Annotated in this window: 23 protein-coding genes; 14 read left to right on the forward strand and 9 right to left on the reverse strand. The window is 63.1% G+C overall.

Annotated elements, in window-relative coordinates; translation table 11 throughout:
- Window positions 1-59: 59 nt before the first annotated feature.
- The 6 genes from QZ497_RS14295 to trpE all read left to right on the forward strand — a co-directional run bounded on the left by QZ497_RS14295 (window position 60) and on the right by trpE (window position 6,440).
- Window positions 60-1,091 carry an ABC transporter substrate-binding protein gene (locus tag QZ497_RS14295; protein ID WP_295476202.1) on the forward strand — a complete coding sequence of 344 codons (1,032 nt, stop codon included), beginning with the start codon at window positions 60-62 and terminating at the stop codon, window positions 1,089-1,091.
- An 81-nt stretch (window positions 1,092-1,172) separates the two neighbouring features.
- Entirely contained in the window at window positions 1,173-2,420 is a 1,248-nt protein-coding gene (locus QZ497_RS14300) for an ABC transporter permease (RefSeq protein ID WP_295476204.1), read from the forward strand.
- 11 nt (window positions 2,421-2,431) lie between these two features.
- Window positions 2,432-3,256, forward strand: a complete 825-nt coding sequence (locus QZ497_RS14305) for an ABC transporter permease (protein WP_295476206.1) — start codon at window positions 2,432-2,434, stop codon at window positions 3,254-3,256.
- Window positions 3,257-3,400: 144 nt separating this feature from the next.
- Entirely contained in the window at window positions 3,401-4,075 is a 675-nt protein-coding gene (gene rpe, locus QZ497_RS14310) for a ribulose-phosphate 3-epimerase (RefSeq protein WP_295476208.1), read from the forward strand.
- Window positions 4,072-4,890, forward strand: a complete 819-nt coding sequence (locus QZ497_RS14315; protein ID WP_295476210.1) for a phosphoglycolate phosphatase — start codon at window positions 4,072-4,074, stop codon at window positions 4,888-4,890. Before rpe ends, QZ497_RS14315 begins: the two co-directional genes overlap by 4 nt.
- 68 nt (window positions 4,891-4,958) lie before the next feature.
- Window positions 4,959-6,440, forward strand: a complete 1,482-nt coding sequence (trpE, locus tag QZ497_RS14320; protein WP_295476212.1) for an anthranilate synthase component I — start codon at window positions 4,959-4,961, stop codon at window positions 6,438-6,440.
- A 216-nt stretch (window positions 6,441-6,656) separates the two neighbouring features.
- On the opposite strand, the gene estP is transcribed toward trpE, so the two are convergent.
- Window positions 6,657-8,594 (reverse strand): esterase EstP, encoded by a 1,938-nt coding sequence (gene estP / locus QZ497_RS14325; RefSeq protein ID WP_295476214.1) that lies wholly within the window; start codon window positions 8,592-8,594, stop codon window positions 6,657-6,659.
- 454 nt (window positions 8,595-9,048) lie between these two features.
- Between estP and QZ497_RS14330 the strand changes: the two genes are divergently transcribed.
- Genes QZ497_RS14330 through QZ497_RS14345 form a run of 4 tightly spaced genes read left to right on the forward strand, consistent with a single transcriptional unit; the run spans window position 9,049 to window position 12,252 of the window.
- Window positions 9,049-9,648: an aminodeoxychorismate/anthranilate synthase component II gene (locus QZ497_RS14330; RefSeq protein WP_295476216.1), complete on the forward strand. Its 600-nt coding sequence runs from the start codon at window positions 9,049-9,051 to the stop codon at window positions 9,646-9,648.
- A 21-nt stretch (window positions 9,649-9,669) separates the two neighbouring features.
- Complete coding sequence (gene trpD / locus QZ497_RS14335; protein ID WP_295476242.1) at window positions 9,670-10,719, forward strand: anthranilate phosphoribosyltransferase; 1,050 nt, start codon at window positions 9,670-9,672, stop codon at window positions 10,717-10,719.
- A complete protein-coding gene (gene trpC / locus QZ497_RS14340) occupies window positions 10,716-11,558 on the forward strand; it encodes an indole-3-glycerol phosphate synthase TrpC (RefSeq protein WP_295476218.1) in 843 nt (280 codons plus the stop codon). Before trpD ends, trpC begins: the two co-directional genes overlap by 4 nt.
- Before the next feature lie 7 nt (window positions 11,559-11,565).
- A complete protein-coding gene (locus QZ497_RS14345) occupies window positions 11,566-12,252 on the forward strand; it encodes a lipoate--protein ligase family protein (protein ID WP_295476219.1) in 687 nt (228 codons plus the stop codon).
- A gap of 8 nt (window positions 12,253-12,260) precedes the next feature.
- Here QZ497_RS14345 and crp read toward each other — a convergent pair whose 3' ends face one another.
- Window positions 12,261-12,905, reverse strand: a complete 645-nt coding sequence (crp, locus tag QZ497_RS14350) for a cAMP-activated global transcriptional regulator CRP (RefSeq protein WP_295476221.1) — start codon at window positions 12,903-12,905, stop codon at window positions 12,261-12,263.
- Window positions 12,906-13,136: 231 nt separating this feature from the next.
- Here crp and QZ497_RS14355 point away from each other — a divergent pair, with 231 nt between their 5' ends.
- Entirely contained in the window at window positions 13,137-13,559 is a 423-nt protein-coding gene (locus tag QZ497_RS14355) for an OsmC family protein (RefSeq protein WP_295476223.1), read from the forward strand.
- A gap of 55 nt (window positions 13,560-13,614) precedes the next feature.
- On the opposite strand, the gene coq7 is transcribed toward QZ497_RS14355, so the two are convergent.
- The 5 genes from coq7 to hemJ form a co-directional block, all read right to left on the reverse strand.
- Window positions 13,615-14,262, reverse strand: a complete 648-nt coding sequence (coq7, locus tag QZ497_RS14360) for a 2-polyprenyl-3-methyl-6-methoxy-1,4-benzoquinone monooxygenase (RefSeq protein WP_295476225.1) — start codon at window positions 14,260-14,262, stop codon at window positions 13,615-13,617.
- A 120-nt stretch (window positions 14,263-14,382) separates the two neighbouring features.
- Window positions 14,383-14,721 (reverse strand): histidine triad nucleotide-binding protein, encoded by a 339-nt coding sequence (locus QZ497_RS14365; protein ID WP_295476244.1) that lies wholly within the window; start codon window positions 14,719-14,721, stop codon window positions 14,383-14,385.
- Window positions 14,722-14,784: 63 nt separating this feature from the next.
- Window positions 14,785-15,564 (reverse strand): SDR family oxidoreductase, encoded by a 780-nt coding sequence (locus tag QZ497_RS14370; protein ID WP_295476227.1) that lies wholly within the window; start codon window positions 15,562-15,564, stop codon window positions 14,785-14,787.
- Window positions 15,565-15,646: 82 nt separating this feature from the next.
- A complete protein-coding gene (locus QZ497_RS14375) occupies window positions 15,647-16,444 on the reverse strand; it encodes a DUF805 domain-containing protein (protein ID WP_295476229.1) in 798 nt (265 codons plus the stop codon).
- A gap of 89 nt (window positions 16,445-16,533) precedes the next feature.
- Entirely contained in the window at window positions 16,534-16,959 is a 426-nt protein-coding gene (gene hemJ / locus QZ497_RS14380) for a protoporphyrinogen oxidase HemJ (protein ID WP_295476231.1), read from the reverse strand.
- A gap of 133 nt (window positions 16,960-17,092) precedes the next feature.
- On the opposite strand from hemJ, the gene argC reads away from it, so the two are divergent.
- Both argC and erpA read left to right on the forward strand, forming a co-directional pair.
- Window positions 17,093-18,127, forward strand: a complete 1,035-nt coding sequence (gene argC / locus QZ497_RS14385) for an N-acetyl-gamma-glutamyl-phosphate reductase (protein ID WP_295476233.1) — start codon at window positions 17,093-17,095, stop codon at window positions 18,125-18,127.
- Window positions 18,128-18,251: 124 nt separating this feature from the next.
- Entirely contained in the window at window positions 18,252-18,602 is a 351-nt protein-coding gene (erpA, locus tag QZ497_RS14390) for an iron-sulfur cluster insertion protein ErpA (RefSeq protein WP_295476235.1), read from the forward strand.
- Between the two features lie 64 nt (window positions 18,603-18,666).
- Here erpA and QZ497_RS14395 read toward each other — a convergent pair whose 3' ends face one another.
- Both QZ497_RS14395 and QZ497_RS14400 read right to left on the reverse strand, forming a co-directional pair.
- On the reverse strand, window positions 18,667-19,761 hold the full coding sequence (locus QZ497_RS14395) for an anhydro-N-acetylmuramic acid kinase (RefSeq protein WP_295476236.1): 1,095 nt from the start codon (window positions 19,759-19,761) through the stop codon (window positions 18,667-18,669).
- A gap of 3 nt (window positions 19,762-19,764) precedes the next feature.
- On the reverse strand, window positions 19,765-21,204 hold the full coding sequence (locus QZ497_RS14400; protein ID WP_295476238.1) for a peptidoglycan DD-metalloendopeptidase family protein: 1,440 nt from the start codon (window positions 21,202-21,204) through the stop codon (window positions 19,765-19,767).
- A 201-nt stretch (window positions 21,205-21,405) separates the two neighbouring features.
- Between QZ497_RS14400 and tyrS the strand changes: the two genes are divergently transcribed.
- Complete coding sequence (gene tyrS / locus QZ497_RS14405) at window positions 21,406-22,605, forward strand: tyrosine--tRNA ligase (protein WP_295476240.1); 1,200 nt, start codon at window positions 21,406-21,408, stop codon at window positions 22,603-22,605.
- Window positions 22,606-22,745: the final 140 nt, after the last annotated feature.

Here is a 22,745-nt window from a genome sequence, read left to right on the forward strand (position 1 = left end):
TAGAGACGAAGCATCGTCCCCCTTTGCATAACCAACACTGCCCGTGGAGAGAAGAATAAATGCTCAAACCATTGAAGTTCACCGCTATCACGCTGGGAATGATGTGTGCAGCGCACGCCATGGCAACCGACCTGACGGTCATTTCCTTCGGTGGCGCCAACAAGGCGGCCCAGGAAAAGGCCTTCTACGCGCCGTGGGAAAAAGCGGGTAATGGCAAGATCATCGCCGGCGAATACAACGGTGAGATGGCCAAGGTAAAAACCATGGTCGACACCAAGAGCGTGTCGTGGGACCTGGTCGAGGTCGAGTCCCCGGAGCTGGCGCGCGGCTGTGACGAAGACATGTTCGAAGAGCTGGACCCGAAGATGTTCGGCAAGGCTGAGGACTACGTGTCCGGCGCCATCACCACCTGCGGTGCCGGCTTCTTCGTGTGGTCCACCGTGCTGGCCTACAACGCCGACAAGGTGTCCTCCGCACCGACCAGCTGGGCCGACTTCTGGGACGTGAAGAAGTACCCGGGCAAGCGTGGCCTGCGCAAGGGCGCCAAGTACACCCTGGAATTCGCCCTGATGGCCGACGGCGTCAAGCCGGCTGACGTTTACAAGGTACTGGCCAGCAAAGACGGCCAGGATCGCGCGTTCAAGAAACTCGACGAACTCAAGCCTTACATCCAGTGGTGGGAAGCGGGCGCCCAGCCGCCGCAGTACCTGGCCTCCGGCGACGTGGTCATGAGTTCGGCATACAACGGCCGGATCGCCGCGGTGCAGAAAGAGAGCAACCTGAAGGTGGTCTGGAACGGTGGCGTGTATGACTTCGACGCCTGGGCCATTCCGAAGGGTTCGAAGAACGCCGAAGCGGCGAAGAAATTCATCGCCTTCAGCCTGCAGCCGCAACAGCAGAAGACCTACTCGGAAAACATCGCCTACGGCCCGGCCAACACCCAGGCAGTGCCCCTGCTGGACAAGAACATCCTGGGCGACATGCCGACCACTCCGGAAAACATCAAGGACCAGGTGCAGATGAACGTGGCGTTCTGGACCGACAACGGCGAATCCCTGGAGCAGCGCTTCACCGCCTGGGCCGCCAAGTAACACCCCTGACCCCGGTCAGACCCTGGAGTGCTCCCCACAAGGGGGGCACTCCTCTCGTTCAAGGATTTTTCGGAGTTCGTTATGGCCACCGCCGTGCCCCTGTCTGAAGGCGCCAGCCCCACCCTCAAGCAACGTCTGGCTCGTGCCGAGCGGGTCAACCGCTTCAAGGCTCAGGCATTGATCGCGCCGCTGGTTATCTTCCTGCTTCTGGTCTTCCTGGTGCCCATCGCTGCGCTGCTGTACAAGAGTGTCGGCAACCCGGAAGTCGTCGAAGCCCTGCCCACCACCATCGTCGAAGTCGACAAGTGGGACGGCAAGGGCCTGCCGCCCGAATCGGCCTACAAGGCACTGAGCCTGGACCTGGCCGAAGCGCGCAAGAATTCCACCGTGGGTGACCTGGCCAAGCGCCTGAACCAGGAGCTGGCCGGTTACCGCAGCCTGCTGAGCAAGACCGCACGGGCCTTGCCATTCGCCAGCGAACCGGCGTCCTACAAGGATGCCCTGGAAGCGCTGGACGAGCGTTGGGGCGACCCGGCCTACTGGCAGGCCATTCGCCGCAACACCAGCAGCGTCACCCCTTACTACCTGCTGGCCGCGCTGGACCATCGCATTGATGACGTCGGCGAAATCGCCCCGGCGGCACCGGACCAGGCCATTTACCTGGACATCTTCGCCCGTACCTTCTGGATGGGGCTGGTGATCACCGCGTTCTGCCTGGTGCTGGCCTACCCGCTGGCCTACCTGCTGGCCAGCCTGCCGGCCCGGCAGAGCAACCTGCTGATGATTCTGGTGCTGCTGCCGTTCTGGACCTCGATCCTGGTGCGCGTCGCGGCGTGGATCGTGCTGCTGCAGTCCAGCGGACTGATCAACAGTGCGCTGATGGCCATGGGCATCATCGATAAGCCGCTGGAGCTGGTGTTCAACCGAGTGGGTGTGTACATCGCCATGGTGCACATCATGCTGCCGTTCATGATTCTGCCGATCTACAGCGTGATGAAGAACATCTCGCCAAGCTACATGCGTGCGGCCATCTCGCTGGGCTGCCACCCGTTCGCCAGCTTCTGGCGGGTGTACTTCCCGCAGACCTACGCCGGTATCGGTGCCGGTTGCCTGCTGGTGTTCATCCTGTCCATCGGCTACTACATCACCCCGGCGCTGCTGGGCAGCCCGAACGACCAGATGGTCAGCTACTTCGTGGCCTTCTACACCAACACCAGCATCAACTGGGGCATGGCTACGGCCTTGGGCGGCCTGCTGCTGCTGGCCACCATCCTGCTGTACCTGATCTATAGCTGGTTGGTCGGCGCCAGCCGCCTGCGCTTGAGCTGAGGAGAATCACCATGCTGAGCCCCTACACTTCGCCCATCGAGCGCATCTGGTACTACGCCCTGCGCACCCTCTGCGCGCTGGTGCTGCTGTTCCTGGTCTTGCCGGTGCTGGTGATCGTGCCGCTGTCGTTCAACTCCGGCAGCTTTCTGGTCTACCCGCTGCAGGGCTTCTCGCTGCAGTGGTACGAGAACTTCTTCGACTCGGCCGAATGGATGCGAGCCCTGAAGAACAGCATGATCGTCGCCCCGGCGGCGACCCTGCTGGCCATGGTGTTCGGCACCCTGGCGTCGATCGGCCTGACCCGTGGCGACTTCCCTGGCAAGTCGCTGGTGATGGCCCTGGTGATCTCGCCTATGGTGGTGCCGGTGGTGATCGTTGGCGTCGCCAGCTACCTGTTCTTCGCGCCGCTGGGCCTGGGCAACAGCTACACCTCGCTGATTCTGGTGCACGCGGTGCTGGGTGTGCCGTTCGTGATCATCACCGTGTCGGCGACCCTGCAGGGCTTCAACCATAACCTGGTGCGCGCTGCCGCCAGCCTGGGCGCCTCGCCGCTGACCACTTTCCGCCGGGTGACCTTGCCACTGATCGCACCTGGGGTGATTTCCGGCGCGCTGTTTGCCTTTGCCACCTCGTTCGACGAAGTGGTGGTGACCCTGTTCCTCGCCGGCCCGGAGCAGGCGACCCTGCCACGGCAGATGTTCAGCGGTATCCGCGAGAACCTCAGCCCGACCATCGCCGCCGCCGCGACCCTGCTGATCGCCTTCTCCGTGGCGCTGTTACTGGTGCTGGAATGGCTGCGCGGGCGCAGCGAGAAGCTGCGTACCCAGGCGGAGTAAGGCAGCCACAAGCGGCAAGCCTCAAGCCAAAAGCCACAAGCCATACATGGTGTGGCCGCGAACCGCTTGTAGCTTGCCGCTTATGGCTTGCCGCTGCTCCTGAGTTACAATGCGCGCCACCGTGATTCTGCCAACAGGTGCGCCATGCAGCCCTTCGTCATTGCTCCATCGATTCTTTCCGCCGACTTTGCCCGCCTGGGGCAGGAGGTCGAGAACGTACTCGCCGCTGGGGCCGACTTCGTTCACTTCGACGTGATGGACAACCATTACGTGCCGAACCTGACCATCGGCCCGATGGTCTGCAGCGCGCTGCGCAAATATGGCGTGACTGCGCCCATCGACGTGCACCTGATGGTCAGCCCCGTGGACCGCATCATCGGTGACTTCATCGAGGCCGGCGCCACCTACATCACCTTCCACCCTGAAGCCTCCCAGCACATCGACCGCTCGCTGCAGCTGATTCGCGACGGCGGTTGCAAGGCCGGCCTGGTATTCAACCCGGCCACGCCGCTGAGCGTGCTGGAATACGTGATGGACAAGGTCGACATGATCCTGCTGATGAGCGTCAACCCCGGCTTCGGCGGGCAGAAGTTCATCCCCGGCACCCTCGACAAACTGCGCCAGGCGCGTGCGCTGATCGACGCCTCGGGGCGTGACATCCGCCTTGAAATCGACGGCGGCGTGAACGTGAAGAACATCGGTGAAATCGCCGCCGCCGGTGCCGACACCTTCGTTGCCGGTTCGGCGATCTTCAACGCCCCGGACTACCAGGCGGTCATCGAGCAGATGCGCAGCGAACTGGCGTCCGCCCGCTCATGAGTGGCTTCGAGCAGCTTTTTCCAGGTCAGCTGCCGAAGCTGATCATGTTCGACCTGGACGGCACCCTGGTGGACTCGGTGCCAGACCTCGCCGTGGCGGTGGACAAGATGCTGGTCGCCCTGGGGCGGCCGCCAGCTGGCCTGGAGGCGGTGCGCGCCTGGGTCGGCAATGGTGCGCCGGTGCTGGTGCGCCGTGCCTTGGCTGGCAGTATCGAGCACGACAGCGTCGATGACGCTCTGGCCGAGCAGGGGCTGGAGCTGTTCATGCAGGCCTATGCCGAGGCGCACGAGCACACCGTGGTCTACCCCGGTGTACGGGAAACCCTCAAGTGGCTGCAGAAGAAAGGCGTCGAGATGGCGCTGATCACCAACAAGCCGGAGCGTTTCGTCGCCCCCTTGCTGGATGAAATGAAGCTGGGGCGGTTCTTCCGCTGGATCATTGGTGGTGACACCCTGCCACAGAAGAAACCCGACCCGGCGGCCTTGTTCCAGGTCATGTCGCTGGCCGGTGTATCGGCCGGCCAGGCCCTGTTCGTCGGCGACTCGCGCAGCGACGTGCAGGCCGCCAAGGCGGCCGGCGTGGCCAGCGTTGGCCTGACCTATGGCTACAACCATGGCCGACCGATTGCCGAAGAGCAGCCCTCGCTGGTCATCGACGACCTGCGCAAGCTGATTCCCGGTTGCCTGGACCAGGGCGCTGAGATACTGTTGCCCGACATCGAACAGCCCTCGCAACGAGGTTCCATCGTGGTGGTCACCCGCAAACTCTGGATGAAGGTCATCAAGGCTCTGGCGCGTTGGCGCTGGCGCGCCTGATTCGTTCGCGGCCGCTCGCGCGGCACGTTTGCCTGCTTGACCCTTTGTCCCGAACCACGAGGTGACTCATGAACCGCGAAGAATTCCTGCGTCTGGCCGCTGAAGGCTATAACCGCATTCCCCTGGCCTTCGACACCCTGGCCGACTTCGACACCCCCCTGTCCATCTACCTGAAGCTGGCCGACCAGCCGAACTCCTATCTGCTGGAGTCGGTGCAGGGCGGCGAGAAATGGGGCCGTTACTCGATCATCGGCCTGCCGTGCCGCACGGTGCTGCGGGTACATGGCCACAAGGTCAGCGTCACTGTCGATGGGGTGGAGACCGAGAGCCTGGAAGTCGAAGACCCGCTGGCCTTCGTCGAGACCTTCAAGGCTCGCTACAACGTCCCGACCTTGCCGGGCCTGCCGCGTTTCAACGGCGGACTGGTGGGCTACTTCGGCTACGACTGCGTGCGCTACGTCGAGAAGCGCCTGGCGCATTGTCCTAACCCGGACCCGTTGGGCGTACCGGACATCCTGCTGATGGTGTCCGACGCCGTGGTGGTGTTCGACAACTTGGCCGGCAAGATGCACGCCATCGTTCTGGCCGACCCCGCTCAGCCCCAGGCCTATGAAAACGGTCTGGCGCAGCTCGATGGCCTGCTGGAAAAACTGCGCCAGCCGATTACCCCGCGCCGTGGCCTGGACCTGTCGCGTCCGCCAGCCGCCGAGCCGGCGTTTCGTTCCAGCTACACCCAGGGCGATTACGAGCGCGCCGTAGACAGCATCAAGCAGTACATCCTCGCCGGCGACGTGATGCAGGTGGTGCCGTCGCAGCGCATGTCCATCGACTTCAAGGCCGCGCCCATCGATCTGTACCGTGCGCTGCGCTGCTTCAACCCCACGCCGTACATGTACTTCTTCAACTTCGGTGACTTCCATGTGGTGGGCAGCTCGCCGGAAGTGCTGGTGCGCGTCGAAGACAACCTGGTCACCGTACGGCCTATCGCCGGTACCCGCCCGCGTGGCGCCACCGAGGAAGCCGACCGCGCCCTGGAAGAAGACCTGCTGTCAGACGACAAGGAAATTGCCGAGCACCTGATGCTCATCGACCTGGGTCGCAACGACACCGGGCGGGTTTCGGAGATCGGCAGCGTGCGCTTGACCGAGAAGATGGTCATCGAGCGCTATTCCAATGTGATGCACATCGTTTCCAACGTCACCGGCCAGTTGAAGAGCGGCCTGACCGCCATGGATGCCCTGCGCGCCATTCTGCCGGCCGGCACGCTGTCGGGTGCGCCGAAGATCCGTGCCATGGAAATCATCGACGAGCTGGAGCCGGTCAAGCGCGGCGTGTACGGCGGTGCGGTGGGCTACATGGCGTGGAACGGCAACATGGACACCGCGATTGCCATCCGCACGGCGGTGATCAAGAACGGTGAACTGCATGTGCAGGCCGGTGGCGGCATCGTTGCCGACTCGGTGCCGGCGCTGGAATGGGAAGAAACCATCAACAAGCGCCGCGCCATGTTCCGCGCCGTGGCTTTGGCCGAGCAGACCGCCCAGGATTGAGGCGCAGGCCTGCTAGGGGCGGCTTTGACCGCGATACTGGTCAGCCAGGACTTTAGAGCGTGCTCGCGAAGGCTGCGTCATGTTCACAGCAGATGCAGTGAACATGACGGCCTCTTCGCGAGCAAGCTCGCTCCAACAAAAGCCAGAGCGCGCCGACTGACCTGTAGTCTTCGCGACTGAAGTCGTTCCTACAGGCAGTCAAGCCGCTTCCGTCAGTCAGAAGTCCAACGTCAGGCCCAGGCTGACGCCCTGTTGGGTCAGGGCGTCGTTCTTGCGCCAGTTGTAGCCGGCGCGCAGGCTGAGGTCTTCGGTCAGTTTGTGGGCGACGCCCAGGGTCGCGCGGTTCAGGCTGCGCGCCGGGGTGTAGCCGGGCAGTTCGAAGTCGACCGACGGCAAACTGTTGAAGGCCATGCGCACCTGCTGCGCATCGGTCTCGAATTCGCGCTCATGGGCAAATTCCCCCCATAGCTGCGTGGCCGCAGTGAACTGCCATTTGCCCTGCACGCCGACTCCGGCGCGTTTCGAGGTGCGCTGCTGGTCGGCGAAGCTCAGGGCTGTCGAGTCTGCACCGTTCTCCCGATAACCGTCCACGTCCACCCGCGCATAGTCGGCACTCACGAAAGGCGACAGGTGCCAGGTGCGCTGGCTGCCGGCCAGGTCGTAGCCAAGCCGGGCGCTGACGGCCCACAGTTCGCCACGGGTGTCGCCTTTTTCCTGGCGCTCGCCGGCACCGAGGGCGAAGGTGCGCTTGGCCTGGTCGTAATCCAGGTAACCGCCCGAGGCGGCCAGGTCGCCCCACAAGTGATTGGCCTGGTACTGCAGGAAGGCGCTGGCGATGTAGCCGTTGAGGCGATAGCGCGAATCCTGCGCACCGGCCTCCAGGCGCTGGCGATAGGCTCCGCCCACCAGCCCGGTGCGCCAGTGCTCGGCGAAGCGATAGCTGCCGCCCAGGGTCAGGCTATAGCCCCGGGCATCGGCCTGGGCACTGCCGTCCTCAGCATCCAGATCCAGGTGCTGGCCGTTGGCCGAGAGGATGCTGCGCCATTGCCCTACGGGTTGCCAGGCTGCGTAGTCGGCCAGCCACTGGGTGCGCAGTTCGTCCTGCTGGGTGCGCAGGGCGTTGTGGCCCATCTCCGGCAGTAGCGTCAGTTCCCAGGGCGCGGCCAGCACCGAGAAAGCGTAGTCGGCGAGCAGTTGCTGGGCGGCGGTGGTGGGGTGCACGCGGTCGTTGAAGAACAGCCGGTTCGGATCGGCCGTGGCGCTGCTGATGCCGTACACGGGGTTCTCGCGGCAGCTGTCGCCGCTGAAGCAGGTGCCGACCAGATTGGTGTCGGCGGCGAAGCCGAAGCGTGCCGGGTCGGCGACGACCTCGCTGATCAGCAGTGGAATGTTCAGCGGCATCACTTGGGCGTCGATGCCTTCCAGGCGTTCGACCAGCCGCTCGTTGAAGGCTTCGCTGAGTGACGAGAGGGTCGACTGCAGGGGCGTGTCTTCGAAAGCCGGCGTCTGGCCGATGTCCGGCAGCAGCCAGACCATGATGTAGCGCGCGCCGGCCTGCTGCAGCACCTGCACGCTGTCGGCCAGGCGGCCGCCGGCGTCGCGGGCATCGCCGGCGCTGAGCACGCGCAGTTGCAGGAAGTCATTGCCGCCACCGGTCAGGTAATAGAGGGCGTTCGGGTCGGCGCGCAGGCCATTGCTGGGCAGGTAGCCGGGGCGGGTGCGCAGTACGGTGCCGGAATCGGGGTCCGCTACCTGCGACTCGGACGTGATGGCGTCGTAGATCTGGTCGGTACGGTCGCCACCCACTGCCCAGTTCTGCCCGTCGGGTAGGCCGAGTGCGGCATTCACCGGAGAGGTCGAGGCGGCCAGGTCGCCGGCTGGCACCTCCAGCATGCGCCCCAGCAGCGTGGAGGAGCTGAACCCGATGGGTTCGGTCGCGCCGTAGGTCGGGCCGACGCGATTAGTGAAACGCAGGGTGGCACCGGGCGGGCCGTCGACATCGGGAAACTGCCCGGCATCCACCAGGCTGTCGCCAAACACGATCATCGTGGAGTAGGGCGCGGCATGGCCCGTAGCCGGCAGGCAGGCCAGGGTGAGCAGACCGGCCAGCAGAGGCTTGCGCCAGGCGCGAAACGGCAAGAGTGAGTGGTGCATCGCGAACATCCCTTGTTTTTGTTTTCACTGACCCTAGCAAGCTCCTGCCAGCTCGCCAGTGACGCGCCCGCCACCCGCCAGGCGGTCGTGCAAAGGCCGCTGGCAGGCTGGTGTGCTTTATCCAGGCGTTTCTGATGGGATATCCCGGCGGTTTTCTTGCGTACAATCATTGCGCCGTGTGACTCGGTACGCTAATGTCCCGAAACGTTTAGATGAGACTCCTTCCGTGACGACTGTCAGCAAACTCTTGATGCGCGTTATCAAGGCCCACGCCCGTTGGCGTTGGCGCGCCTGACTGCTTCTTCTTCCGGCCTGGCCGGACTCGTAATGCTATGCCCCCCGTGAATGTCTGCCACTTCGACTCGGTTACCCGAACGGACCGGTCGTGCAAGCCTGTGAGCGACATCCCGGCGTGAGGCCGTTTCAACAGTCAGCGATTTCAAGAGGTGTGCCCATGTTGCTGATGATCGATAACTATGACTCCTTTACCTATAACGTCGTGCAGTACCTGGGCGAACTGGGCGCCGACGTGAAGGTGATCCGCAACGACGAGCTGAGCATTGCCGAGATCGAGGCCCTTAATCCCGAGCGCATCGTCGTTTCTCCAGGCCCCTGCACCCCCAATGAAGCCGGCGTCTCGCTGGAGGTAATCCGTCATTTCGGCGGCAAGCTGCCGATCCTCGGCGTGTGCCTGGGGCACCAGTCGATTGGCCAGGCTTTTGGCGGCGATGTGGTGCGTGCCCGCCAGGTGATGCATGGTAAGACCAGCCCGGTGGTACATGAGGGCAAGGGCGTGTTCGCCGGCCTCAACCAGCCGCTGGTGGTGACCCGTTACCACTCGCTGGTGGTCAAGCTCGACACCTTGCCCGAGTGCCTGGAAGTGACCGCCTGGACCGCCCATGAAGATGGCGCGGTCGACGAAATCATGGGCCTGCGCCACAAGACCCTGAATATCGAGGGGGTGCAGTTCCACCCCGAGTCGATCCTGACCGAACAAGGCCACGAACTGTTCGCCAATTTCCTCAAACAGACCGGCGGCACGCGTCAGGCATAAGGATTTCCCATGAGCACCCCAATGAATATCAAGCTCGCCCTGGACCGAGTGGTCAATCACCTGGACCTGAGCACCGAGGAAATGAGCCAGGTGATGCGTGACATCATGACTGGCCAATGCACCGACGCGCAGATCGGCGCCTTCATGATGGGCATGCGCATGAAGAGCGAGAGCATCGACGAGATCGTCGGCGCGGTCTCGGTGATGCGCGAGCTGGCCGGCAAGGTCGAGCTGCAGTCGCTGGAGCGGGTGGTGGACATCGTCGGCACCGGTGGCGATGGCGCGAACATCTTCAACGTGTCGACGGCAGCGGCGCTGGTGATTTCCGCCGCTGGCTGCACCGTGGCCAAGCACGGTAACCGTGCGGTGTCCGGCAAGAGCGGCAGCGCCGACCTGCTGGAAGCCGCCGGCGTGTACCTGAACCTGACCCCTGTGCAGGTGGCGCGCTGCATCGACAGCGTGGGCATCGGCTTCATGTTCGCCCAGGCCCATCATGGGGCGATGAAGCACGCCGCCGGCCCACGCCGCGATATGGGGCTGCGTACCTTGTTCAACATGCTTGGCCCGCTGACCAACCCGGCTGGCGTGCGTCATCAGGTGGTCGGCGTGTTCAACCAGGCGCTGTGCCGACCGCTGGCCGAAGTCTTGCAACGTCTGGGCAGCCAGCATGTGCTGGTGGTGCATTCCCAGGACGGCCTCGACGAATTCAGCCTCGCTGCGCCGACCTATGTGGCCGAGCTGAACAAGGGCGAGATCAGCGAGTATTGGGTACAGCCTGAAGACCTGGGCATGAAAAGCCAGAGCCTGTACGGCCTGGTGGTCGACAGCCCGGAGGCATCGCTGGCGCTGATTCGTGATGCATTGGGCCGGCGCAAGACCGAAAGCGGGCAGAAGGCCGCCGAGATGATCGTGCTCAACGCCGGTGCCGCGTTGTATGCCGCCGACCATGCCACCAGCCTCAAGGAAGGCGTGGAGCTGGCCCATGATGCGCTGCATACTGGTCTGGCCCGCGAGAAACTCGAAGAGCTGGGCGCCTTTACCGCCGTATTCAAGCAGGAGAACGAAGGATGAGCGTGCCAACGGTTCTGGAAAAAATCCTCGCCCGCAAGGCCGAGGAGGTCGCCGCCCGGCGTGCCCAGGTGAGCCTGGCCGACCTCGAACGCCAGGCCGCGCAGGCCGACGCGCCGCGCGGCTTCGCCAATGCACTGATCGAGCAGGTCAAGCGCAAGCAGCCGGCGGTGATTGCCGAGATCAAGAAGGCTTCGCCCAGCAAGGGCGTGATCCGCGAAGACTTCCATCCCGCAGACATTGCCCGCAGCTACGAGCAGGGCGGGGCGACTTGCCTGTCGGTGCTGACCGACATCGACTTCTTCCAGGGCGCCGATGCCTACCTGCAGCAGGCGCGCGCCGCCTGCCAACTGCCGGTGATCCGCAAGGACTTCATGATCGATCCCTACCAGGTGGTCGAAGCGCGGGCGCTGGGTGCCGACTGCATTCTGCTGATCGTCGCTGCGCTGGATGACGCGCGCATGGCCGAACTGGCCGCCACCGCCAAGGGCGTGGGCCTGGACGTGCTGGTCGAGGTGCATGACGGCGATGAGCTGGAGCGTGCCCTGAAGACCCTCGACACGCCGCTGGTGGGGGTCAACAACCGCAACCTGCACACCTTCGACGTCAGCCTGGAAACCACCCTCGACCTGCTGCCGCGCATTCCGCGTGACCGCCTGGTGATTACCGAGAGCGGCATTCTCAACCGTGCCGACGTCGAGCTGATGGAAATCAACGACGTGTATTCGTTCCTGGTCGGCGAGGCCTTCATGCGGGCAGCGCAGCCGGGTATCGAGCTGCAGCGCTTGTTCTTCCCCGAGCGTGCTCCGGCAGTGAGCGCTGTCGGCCCGGCCATCGACTGAGCCGGGCATGAGCGCTCAGGTGCTCGACACAACCGTGGAGCAGGGCCTGCAGTTCGAGCAGGACCTGCTGGCATCGGTGTGTGCCGGCGAGGCCGAACACGGGCTGCTGTTCTGGCGGCCCCTCGACCAGGCCTTGGTGATGCCGCGGCGCATGAGTCGCCTGCCGGGTTTCGAGGCCGCCTGCGAGCCACTGGCCGACAGCGGCTGGCCGGTGCTGCTGCGTGAAACCGGTGGTGAGCCGGTGCCGCAGTCGTCGGCGACGGTGAACATTGCCCTGGTCTACGCCCAGCCCTCTGACGACCTGGACCGCGAGCGGATCGAGACCGCCTACCTGCGCCTGTGCCAGCCACTGCTCGATGTACTCGGTGAGCGAGCATCGTTGGGCGAGGTGGACGGCGCATTCTGTGACGGGCGCTACAACGTCAACCTCGACGGTCGCAAGCTGGTCGGTACCGCCCAGCGCTGGCGCCAGGCCCGAGGCGGGGCGCGCCCGGTGGTGCTGGTGCATGGCGCCTTGCTGCTGGACAACCAGCGTGACGAGATGGTGGCCGCGGTGAATCGCTTCTACCTGGGGTGCGGGCTGCCGGCACGTGTAAGGTCGGCCAGCCACATTGCCTTGCATGAGGTCTTCGCCGGGGATGCGCTGCTCGACGGCCTGGCCGAGCGCTATCGACACCTGCTGGCGGCGTTGTAGAGCGCTGCTCAGCGGGTGCCGTAGACCACCATGGTCTTGCCACGCACGTGGACCAGGCTTTGTTCTTCCAGCGACTTGAGTACGCGACCGACCATTTCCCGTGAACAGCCGACGATGCGGCCGATTTCCTGGCGGGTGATCTTGATCTGCATGCCGTCGGGGTGGGTCATGGCATCGGGCTGCTTGCACAGGTCCAACAGCGTGCGGGCTACCCGGCCGGTGACGTCGAGAAACGCCAGGTCGCCGACCTTGCGAGTGGTGTTGCGCAGTCGTTCGGCCATCTGTCCGCCCAGGGCATAGAGGATTTCCGGCTCCTGCAGCACCAGTTCACGGAATTTGGCGTAGCTGATTTCCGCGACTTCGCATTCGGTCTTGGCGCGTACCCAGGCGCTGCGCACGGTGGCCAGGCCGGGTGGCTGGAACAGGCCCAGTTCGCCAAAGAAGTCGCCGCTGTTGAGGTAGGCGACGATCATTTCGCGGCCTTCGCTGTCGTCGATCTGGATCGTTACCGAGCCCTTGAGGATCAGAAACAGCGAATCCGCCGGCTCGCCAGCACAGATGATATTGCTTCTGGCGGCGCAGCGACGGCGTTGCGCGTGAACCAACAGTTTATCGATGCTCTTTATCTTCGAAGTGACGGGTAGGGCTGCCATGCGTATGTCCCGAGGTAGTTCTGCGCCTGATTGCTTGTTATGCGTATCGGCCAAAGCGCTTTTATCCCCAGCACTTTGCTTTAACTTTGGCATTGTTTGCGAAGTTTCCTACACAAGTACTGCGCAAGTCATGGCTTATCCATCTGGCGTGCCGCCCTGTACGCGCACCTTGCGCTGGATGCGCAACACCCCCTAATCTGGCGGCCTTTTTTTCAGCAGTGGAGTCTGGCGATGAAAGCACGCATCCAATGGGCTGGCGAAGCCATGTTCCTCGGCGAGTCTGGCAGTGGTCACGTGGTGGTCATGGATGGCCCGCCGGAGAGCGGTGGTCGTAACCTGGGTGTGCGGCCGATGGAAATGGTGCTCATCGGTCTGGGCGGCTGCAGCAACTTCGATGTGGTGAGCATTCTCAAGAAAGCCCGCCAGCCGGTGGAAAGCTGCGAGGCCTTCCTCGACGCCGAACGCGCCAGCGAAGACCCGAAGGTGTTTACCCGCATTCACCTGCATTTCGTGGTCAAGGGCCGCGGCCTCAAGGAGGCGCAGGTCAAACGTGCCATCGAGCTGTCGGCAGAGAAGTACTGCTCGGCCTCGATCATGCTCGGCAACGCCGGGGTGAAGATCACCCACGACTACGAGATCGTCGAGCTGGGCTGACTGCCCTGTCCTAAATGAAAAAGGCGCCTTGCGGGCACCTTTTTCATGTGTGCGGTCAGATCCGATAGGTGCTCTTGGTCATGACCTTGGCCAGTATGCTCATGCCGAACTTGACCGGTGCCGGGAAGCGGAAGCCGCCGGCATCCAGTGCGGTTTCGGCATGCTGGGCTTCATCGGTGCGCATCTGTTCGAGGATGGCGCGGGACTTGGCGTCTTCGGCCGGCAGTTGGGTCAGGTGCTCGTCGAGGTGCTTGCAGACCTGATCTTCGGTGGCTGCCACGAAGCCCAGGCTCATGCGGTCGCTGATCAGCCCGGCGGCGGCACCGATGCCGAACGACAGGCTGTAGAACAGCGGGTTGAGCACGCTGGTGTGGCTGCCCAACTGGTGAATGCGCTGTTCGCACCATACCAGGTGGTCGATTTCTTCCTCGGCGGCATGCTCCATGGCCTTGCGCACCTGTGGCAGCTTGGCGGTCAGGGCCTGGCCCTGGTACAACGCCTGGGCGCAGACTTCGCCGGTGTGGTTGATGCGCATGAGGCCGGCAATATGCCGGGTCTCGTCCTCGCTCATCTTGTGTTCGGGCAGTGGAATGGCCGGCGAGGGGCGGGGAGACTGGCCGCTCGAAGGCAGCAAAGTGCGCATCGCGCTATCGGCCTGCAACAAAAGCTTGTCCAGGACGGAGTAATGACGTTCGGTTGCCATGGGCACCTCCGGTGATATCCATTGGCCCCAGTCTACTGCAATCCCTGGCCTGAGGCTTGAGGCGGATCATCCTGCCACGATATTGCCGATTCGCGGCAGGCTGCGACCGCTGGTCGGGACTCAGCCCGGTGGCCAGTTCATCTGGCGCTGACCGAGCACATGCATGTGGATGTGATACACGGTCTGGCCACCCAGTTCATTGCAGTTCATCACCACCCGGAAGCCTTCTTCGCAGCCCAGTTCGCGGGCCAGACGCTGGGCGGTGAACAGGATGTGGCCAGCCAGACCCTTGTCTTCTTCGGTCAGGTCGTTGAGGGTGCGGATGGGCTTTTTCGGAATGACCAGGAAATGCACCGGCGCTTGCGGGGCGATGTCGTGGAAGGCCAGGACCTGATCGTCCTCGTAGATGATGTTTGCCGGGATTTCCCGGTTGATGATCTTGGTGAAGATGGTATCCACTGCCATGGGCTCCTTTTAGGGTGGATGGGTCTGTCCGCAGTGTACTGAGCAAGTGGCGCTTCGTCAGTAATTCAGGCAGCGCTTGCGGTTGAGCAGGCCGCTGATGCGCCGTACCAGCCAGCGAGAACCCAGCCGTGGCGTCAGTGTCCGCAGGCGGTTGCCCCAGCCCGGTACGATGACCGCCTGATCGCGCTCGAGCGCCCTGACGGTATACAGCGCCAGTTCTTCCGGGCTCATCAGCGCTGCTTCATCGGCGCGTACCTGGGCCGTGCGCCAGAACGCCGTACGGGTCGGGGGCGGGCAGAGCACCGAGACTTTCACGCCGTTCTTGCGGCCTTCTTCGCGCAGCGCCTCGGAGAAGTGCAGCACGTAGGCCTTGCTGGCGGCATAAGTGCTCATCCACGGGCCGGGCTGGAAGGCAGCCATGGAGGCGATGTTGAGAATCTGCCCGCCGCCATGCAGGGCCATCAGGTTGCCCACCGTGTGGCACAGGCGCGACAGGGCGAGGATGTTGAGGTCGATGAGGTCTTGTTCGGCAGCCCATTCCTGACCCAGGAACGGACCGCAGGTGCCGATACCGGCGCTGTTGACCAGCAGGTCGATCTGGTGCGGGCTGTCTTCCAGCTCCAGCAGGAAGCCCGACAGGCGTAGCGGCTCGCCCAGGTCGCAGGCCCGCAACAGCACTTCGACCCCGAAGCGCTGGGTCAGCTCCAGGGCGATGCTCTCCAGCAGGTCGCGCTGACGGGCCACCAGGATCAGGTTGTGCCCGCGGCGTGCCAGGGCTTCGGCCATGGCCAGGCCTATGCCACTGGAGGCGCCGGTAATCAGGGCGTAACGGGTCATGCGGGTCTCCATCGTGTGGCAATTGCATCGTTGCGGCATATCGACTGCCAAAGCGCGCAGCGAGTCACGCCTTTGGCCTGGTTTACTCCGACACCAGGCCGCCGATGATGACCAGCAGGGTCATGATCACCACCAGGACCAGCCAGACACCAGCGAGGATCTTCACGGCCCGGCTGTTGGGGGGCGGCGGCGGGCCGTAGCGGTTAGGGCCGCGGGTGCCCGGCATGAACATCATCACCAAGGGGAACAGGCTGCCGACGAACGGCACCAGATTGAGCAGTAACAGCCAGCCCGACCAGCCCATGTCATGCAGCCGCTGTACGCCGATGGGCAGCGTTGCGGCGACCACCACCAGGGAAATGGCGATCATGCCCATGCTGGCAAGGCCTTCTGAAAGCGGCATGAATACGCTGCCCACGATCATCGCGCCCAACAAGATGCTGATCAGCGCCAGTGACCAGGCCAGGTAGCGCAGGCGGCCGATGCGGCCGCTCAGGCTGAAGACCTTCAGTTGTCCATAGCCTTGCGGGCTTTCTACCTCCACCTCGGCCTTGGGCGGGGCGTAGGGCGAAAAGGGCTCGGCGGGCGGTGCGGGGTGCGCAGGCGGCGTAGGCGCAAGAGGCTCGACCTTGTCCAGGTTCAGGCTCACTTCCGGCTCGATGTGCGCCTGCACGCCGGCCTCCTGCAAGGCCTGGAGGTAGCGTTGGGCCTGGGGTTGATCCAGGCCGCGCTTGAGCACGTGAGGCTGGCCATTGAACAGGGGCTCGACGGCCGCCAGCTCGCTCTTGAACAGTTGTGCAAGGTTGGCCCTGGCCGTCTCGGGCGCCACGTCGCCGAACAGCTGGCCTTCGAAAACGATTCTGAAGTGGGTTTCGGTCATGCAAGGCTTCCTTGTCCGAAAGAGAGGGTGTCGATGCTTGGGCAGCCCGGCGGGCTGGCGGTTCATCACCAGCCGCGAGGGCCAGGTAATCAGAAGGGTTTGACCACCACGAGAATCACCACGGCCAGCAGGATGAGTACGGGAATTTCATTGAACCAGCGATAGAACACGTGGCTGCGGCCTGGCTCGCCACGCGCGAAGCGTTTGATCTGCGCGCCGCACATATGGTGGTAGCCGACCAGCAGGACCACCAGGGTCAGCTTGGCGTGCAGCCAGCCCTGGCTGAGCCAGCCGGGGTTCAGCCAGACCAGCCAGGCGCCGAGCAGCAGAGTGGCGATCATCGACGGGCCCATGATGCCACGGTAAAGCTTGCGCTCCATGACGCAAAAGCGTTCGCGGCTGGGGGTGTCTTCGCTCATGGCGTGGTAGACGAACAGACGAGGCAGGTAGAACAGGCCAGCGAACCAGCAGACGATGGCGACGATGTGCAGCGCTTTGATCCATAGGTAGAGCATCAGGAGGGTCCTCCAGGTTCACGGTGGCCGAATAGTAGGGCGGCGATGGCCCGTACGTCACGCTGTCGGTTGTCGCGCAGGCGTCAGGCCCCTATCATCACCGGCTTTCCAGTCGTTTTGTTGAGGGCAGGTCATGGTCAAGGTCGGTATCGTCGGCGGCACGGGTTACACCGGAGTCGAGCTGCTGCGTCTGTTGGCACAGCATCCACAGGCACAGGTGGAGGTCATCACCTCGCGATCCGAAGCCGGCATGGCAGTGGCCGACATGTACCCGAACCTGCGTGGCCACTACGATGGCCTGGCCTTCAGCGTACCGGACGTGAAGACCCTGGGGGCCTGTGACGTGGTGTTCTTCGCCACCCCGCATGGTGTCGCCCATGCCCTGGCCGGCGAACTGTTGGCGGCCGGCACCCGGGTCATCGACCTGTCGGCGGACTTCCGTCTGCAGGACCCGGTGGAGTGGTCCAAGTGGTACGGCCAGCCGCATGGTGCGCCGGACCTGCTCAAGGATGCCGTCTATGGTCTGCCCGAGGTCAACCGTGAGCAGATCAAGGGCGCACGCCTGATCGCCGTGCCAGGATGCTACCCCACCGCCACGCAGCTGGGTTTCCTGCCGCTGCTGGAGGCCGGCCTGGCCGACAACAGCCGCCTGATCGCCGACTGCAAGTCCGGGGTCAGCGGTGCCGGGCGCGGTCTGAGCGTCGGCTCGCTGTATTCCGAGGCCAACGAAAGCTTCAAGGCTTATGGGGTCAAGGGCCACCGTCACCTGCCGGAGATCAGCCAGGGCCTGCGTCGCGCCGCCGGTGGTGACATCGGCCTGACCTTCGTACCGCACCTGACACCGATGATCCGCGGCATCCACGCCACCCTTTATGCGACCGTGGCGGACAAGACCGTCGACCTGCAGGCGCTGTTCGAGAAGCGTTATGCCGACGAGCCGTTCGTCGATGTCATGCCGGCCGGCAGCCATCCGGAAACCCGCAGCGTGCGTGGTGCCAACGTCTGCCGCATCGCGGTACACCGTCCGCAGGGCGGCGACCTGGTCGTGGTGCTGTCGGTGATCGACAACCTGGTCAAGGGGGCTTCGGGCCAGGCGGTGCAGAACCTCAACATCATGTTCGGCCTGGATGAGCGCATGGGGCTGTCCCACGCTGGCATGATGCCTTGATGCTGTACGGCCGAGCACGTCTTGCCCGGCCGATCTCGTCGCAATAGTTGACCTGTTTTCTCGGACAAGCGGATAATGCCCGTCATTACGCATCACGACGGCTTAACGCCGGGAGATATCTGACATGAGTGTGGAATCCTTCACTCCAGTGGCCCTGGAATTCACCCCCGGTGCCGCGCACAAGGTGAAAACCCTGGTCGAGGAAGAGGGCAACGATCGCCTGAAGCTGCGGGTTTTCGTAACGGGCGGTGGCTGCTCGGGCTTCCAGTACGGCTTCACTTTCGATGAAGACGTGGCCGAAGATGACACCATCGTCGAGCGCGAGGGCGTGAGCCTGGTGGTCGACCCGATGAGCTTCCAGTACCTGGCGGGTGCCGAGGTGGATTATCAGGAAGGTCTGGAAGGTTCGCGTTTCGTGATCAAGAATCCGAACGCCACCACCACCTGCGGGTGTGGTTCGTCGTTCTCGATCTGATTCGTCACGCCGATTAGCAAAAAGCCGCGCATCTGCGCGGCTTTTTCGTTTGCGAGCGTTGGCTTCAGGCCGGGTAGATTGCGCCGAGCACACGCAGGCCACGTGCGCCGGTCACCGTTGGGCGGTTGGCCGGTACGCTTTCCAGGCAGCAATGTGCCAACCAGGCAAAGGCCATGGCTTCGACCCAATCGGGGTCGACACCGAAACTTGCCGTGCTGCTGACCCGGGTATTCGGCAGCAGGGCGGCCAGCCGATTCATCAACGCCTGGTTGTGGGCGCCGCCACCGCAGACCAGCAGTTCGATGGTCCCGGTCTGGGCGCTCTGCAGCGACTGGGTGATGCTCTGCGCGGTCAGTTCCAGCAGGGTAGCCTGGACATCTTCTGCTGCCAGGCCAGGGAACTGTTGCAGGTGGCGGTTCAGCCAGGCGAGGTTGAAGACTTCGCGTCCGGTGCTTTTCGGCCCCTGGGTCTGGAAGAACGGGTCGGCGAGCAGTCTGTTGAGCAGCAAGTCGTTGACCTGGCCGCTGGCTGACCAGTCGCCATTACGATCGAAGGGCAGATTGCGCTGCGCCTGTATCCAGGCATCCAGCAGCACGTTGCCAGGACCGCAGTCGAAGCCGGACACCGGCCGATCCGATTCGATCAGCGTCAGGTTGGTGAAGCCCCCGACATTCAGCACGGCGCGGCGATCACGATTGTCATCGAACAGGGCTTCATGGAAGGCCGGTACCAGCGGTGCGCCCTGACCACCGGCGGCGATGTCGCGGCGGCGGAAGTCGGTGACCACGGTGATCTCGGTCAGCTCGGCCAGCAGTGCCGGGTTGCCGATCTGGATGGTGAAACCGCGGGCGGGTTCATGGCGGATGGTCTGGCCATGGCTGCCGATGGCGCGGATCTGGCCGGCGACCATGTTCTGCTCTTGCAGCAGGGCCAATACGCCCTGGGCGACCAGGCGTACCCACTTCTGTTCAGCAAGGGCGGCACGGGCCAGTTCGTCGCTGCCCGTGGCGCACAGATCGAGCAGCTCGGCACGCAGATCTGCCGGCATGGGAATGTAATGCGTGGCCAGCAGCCTGGGCCGGTCATCCTGTTCCAGCAGGGCGATATCCATCCCGTCGAGGCTGGTACCGGACATTACACCAATGTAGAAGTGGGCCATGGCTTACCTTTTGTTCATGGCCAGCTTGGTGGCCTTTTCCTGATCCATGCGCGCCATCAGCGGTTGGCTGACCTGCATGAACCGCTGCTTTTCCGCCTTGGCGATCGGGTCGGCCATTGGCAGTTTCTGGCCCAGCGGGTCGACGTGAACGCCGTTGACCTGGAACTCGTAGTGCAGGTGCGGGCCGGTCGACAGGCCGGTGGTGCCAATATAGCCGATGACCTGACCCTGCTTGACGCTCGAGCCTGTCTGGATGCCTTTGGCGAAGCCCTGCATGTGGCCGTAGAGAGTGCGGTAGGTGTCGCCGTGCTGGATGATCACGGTGTTGCCGTAGCCGCCACGACGCCCGGCCAGCAGAACCTTGCCGTCACCGGTGGCCTTGATCGGCGTGCCGCGCGGTGCGGCATAGTCGACACCTTTGTGGGCACGGATCTTGTTCAGGATCGGGTGCTTGCGGCCCAGGGAGAAGACCGAGCTGATGCGCGCGAAATCCACCGGTGTGCGGATGAACGCCTTGCGCATGCTGTTGCCTTCGGCGGTGTAGTAGTTGGCAACACCCTGCTTGTTCACGTAGCGCACGGCTGTGTAGGTCTTGCCGCGGTTGGTGAAGCGGGCCGCGAGGATGTTGCCGGTGCCGATGGTCTTGCCGTTGACGAATTTCTGTTCGTAGACCACGTCGAACTCGTCGCCCTTGCGCAGATCCTGGGCGAAGTCGACGTCATAGCCGAAGATCTCGGCCATGGCCATGGTCATCGAATGCGAGAGGCCAGCGCGTTGCGCCGACAGCGACAGCGAGCTGTTGATCACGCCGTGAGCGTAGGTATTGCGGGTGTCGGGCTTGCTGACTTCGCGATCGAAGGTGTAGCCGCTCGCGCTTTTCGACAGGCTGATGGATTCCAGCTCGTTGAGCTTGGTGTGCAGCTTCTTCAGCTGGCCGTCCTGGGAAAGCTCGAACTGCAGGATCTGGCCGTCCTGCAGCTTGCTGAATTGCTTGGCCTGTTTGTCGCTGGCCAGTACTTCGTGAACCGAGGAGGCGGGCAGACCGACCTTTTCGAACAGGGTCGACAAGGTATCACCCCGTGCGACCAGCACTTCACGATGGTTGGGGTCTTTCTTCTCGGCGGGGACTGCTGCAACGGCTGCCTGAGACTGCTCGCCTTCGGTAGCGGCGGTGTCTTCGGTAGCGTCTTCGGGTTGGTCGATCTGCGCGAAAGGAGAGGCGCTGTCCTGGGATGTGGCTTCGCTGCCTTTAGTTGCGTCTTGATTCTGAGCCTGTTGATCGACCGGCATTTCCAGGTCAAGGCTGAGATTGGTGCGTTTCGCTTCGACTTCGCTGGAGGGAAATACCAGCAGTGCCAGGCTCAGCAGGGCCGCGATCCCGCTGGCGGCCAATAGATGGCTCTTTGGGTACAGCGGGGGCGCCTTAGGCGGAGTGTCGTTCATGAGTAATTTGACTTTGAAAAAGGTGAAATGGAAAAGATGAATGACATGATGAAGATGAAATAACTGTATAAAATATAATCAAAATCGCTATGAAGCAACCCTGACCGAGCACCGGTCAGGTGTCGCGGGCGTGTGCCGGGCAAAAACTTGTATTTGGGCGCTGATCTTGTAAGGTTGGTGTCCTTTTGAATCGGGGGTGATATGAAGTCGGTTGAAGAGCAGTTGGCGCTGATCAAGCGCGGCGCGGATGAGCTTCTTGTCGAGGCGGAGCTGGTCGAGAAGCTAAAGCGTGGTCAGCCACTGCGAATCAAGGCTGGTTTCGACCCGACTGCGCCCGATCTGCACCTGGGGCACACTGTCCTTATTAATAAGCTGCGCCAGTTCCAGGACCTGGGGCATCAGGTGATCTTCCTGATCGGCGACTTCACCGGCATGATCGGTGACCCGAGTGGCAAGAGCGCGACTCGTCCGCCCCTGACCCGCGAGCAGGTGCTGGCGTATGCCGAGACCTACAAGGCTCAGGTGTTCAAGATTCTCGACCCGGAAAAGACCGAGGTGGCCTTCAACTCCACCTGGATGGACAAGCTGGGTCCTGCCGACTTCATTCGCCTGGCATCGAACTACACCGTGGCGCGCATGCTCGAGCGTGACGACTTCCACAAGCGCTACACCGGCAGCCAGCCGATCGCCATTCACGAATTCCTCTATCCGTTGGTGCAGGGCTATGACTCTGTTGCACTGCGTGCCGATGTCGAGCTGGGTGGTACCGATCAGAAGTTCAACCTGCTGATGGGGCGTGAGCTGCAGCGTGCCTATGGCCAGGAAGCTCAATGCATTCTGACCATGCCGTTGCTCGAAGGTCTGGATGGCGTGAAGAAGATGTCCAAGTCCCTGGGCAACTACGTGGGTATCCAGGAGGCACCAGGCGTCATCTATAACAAGCTGGTCTCGATCCCTGATTCTCTGATGTGGCGTTACTTCGAGCTGCTGAGCTTCCGCTCCATGGACGAGATCAATGCGCTGCGTGCCGATGTAGAGGCGGGTGCCAATCCGCGCGACATCAAGATCCAGCTGGCCGAAGAGATCGTCGCGCGTTTCCATGGCGAAGAAGCAGCGGCCAATGCTCATCGCTCTGCGGGCAATCGCATGAAAGATGGTGAGCTACCGGAAGACCTGCCGGAAGTGGCTATCGCTTCCGCTGAAGATCTGCCGATCTCGGCCGTCCTTAATAAGGCAGGCCTGGTGAAGAACGCGGCGGGTGCTCGTGACCTGTTGGCGGCGGGCAGTGTTCGCGTAGATGGTGAGGTGGTCGATCGCGGCTTCGTATTCAAGCTGGGTGTGACGCACGTTTGCCAGGCCGGCAAGAAGGCTTTTGCCCGTATTACGCTGAATCGCGAATAAATCTGAAATAAGTGTTGACGGCCTTTCAGATGTCCTTATAATGCGCACCACTTCCAACGCGGAATGCACCGAAAACTCCTTGAGAATCAACGAGTTAAGGTGAGGCGAAAGAAGTGGTGCGAATCTTCGGATTCCGGCGG

The sequence above is a fragment of the uncultured Pseudomonas sp. genome, assembly GCF_913777995.1.
Taxonomy (GTDB): Bacteria; Pseudomonadota; Gammaproteobacteria; order Pseudomonadales; family Pseudomonadaceae; genus Aquipseudomonas.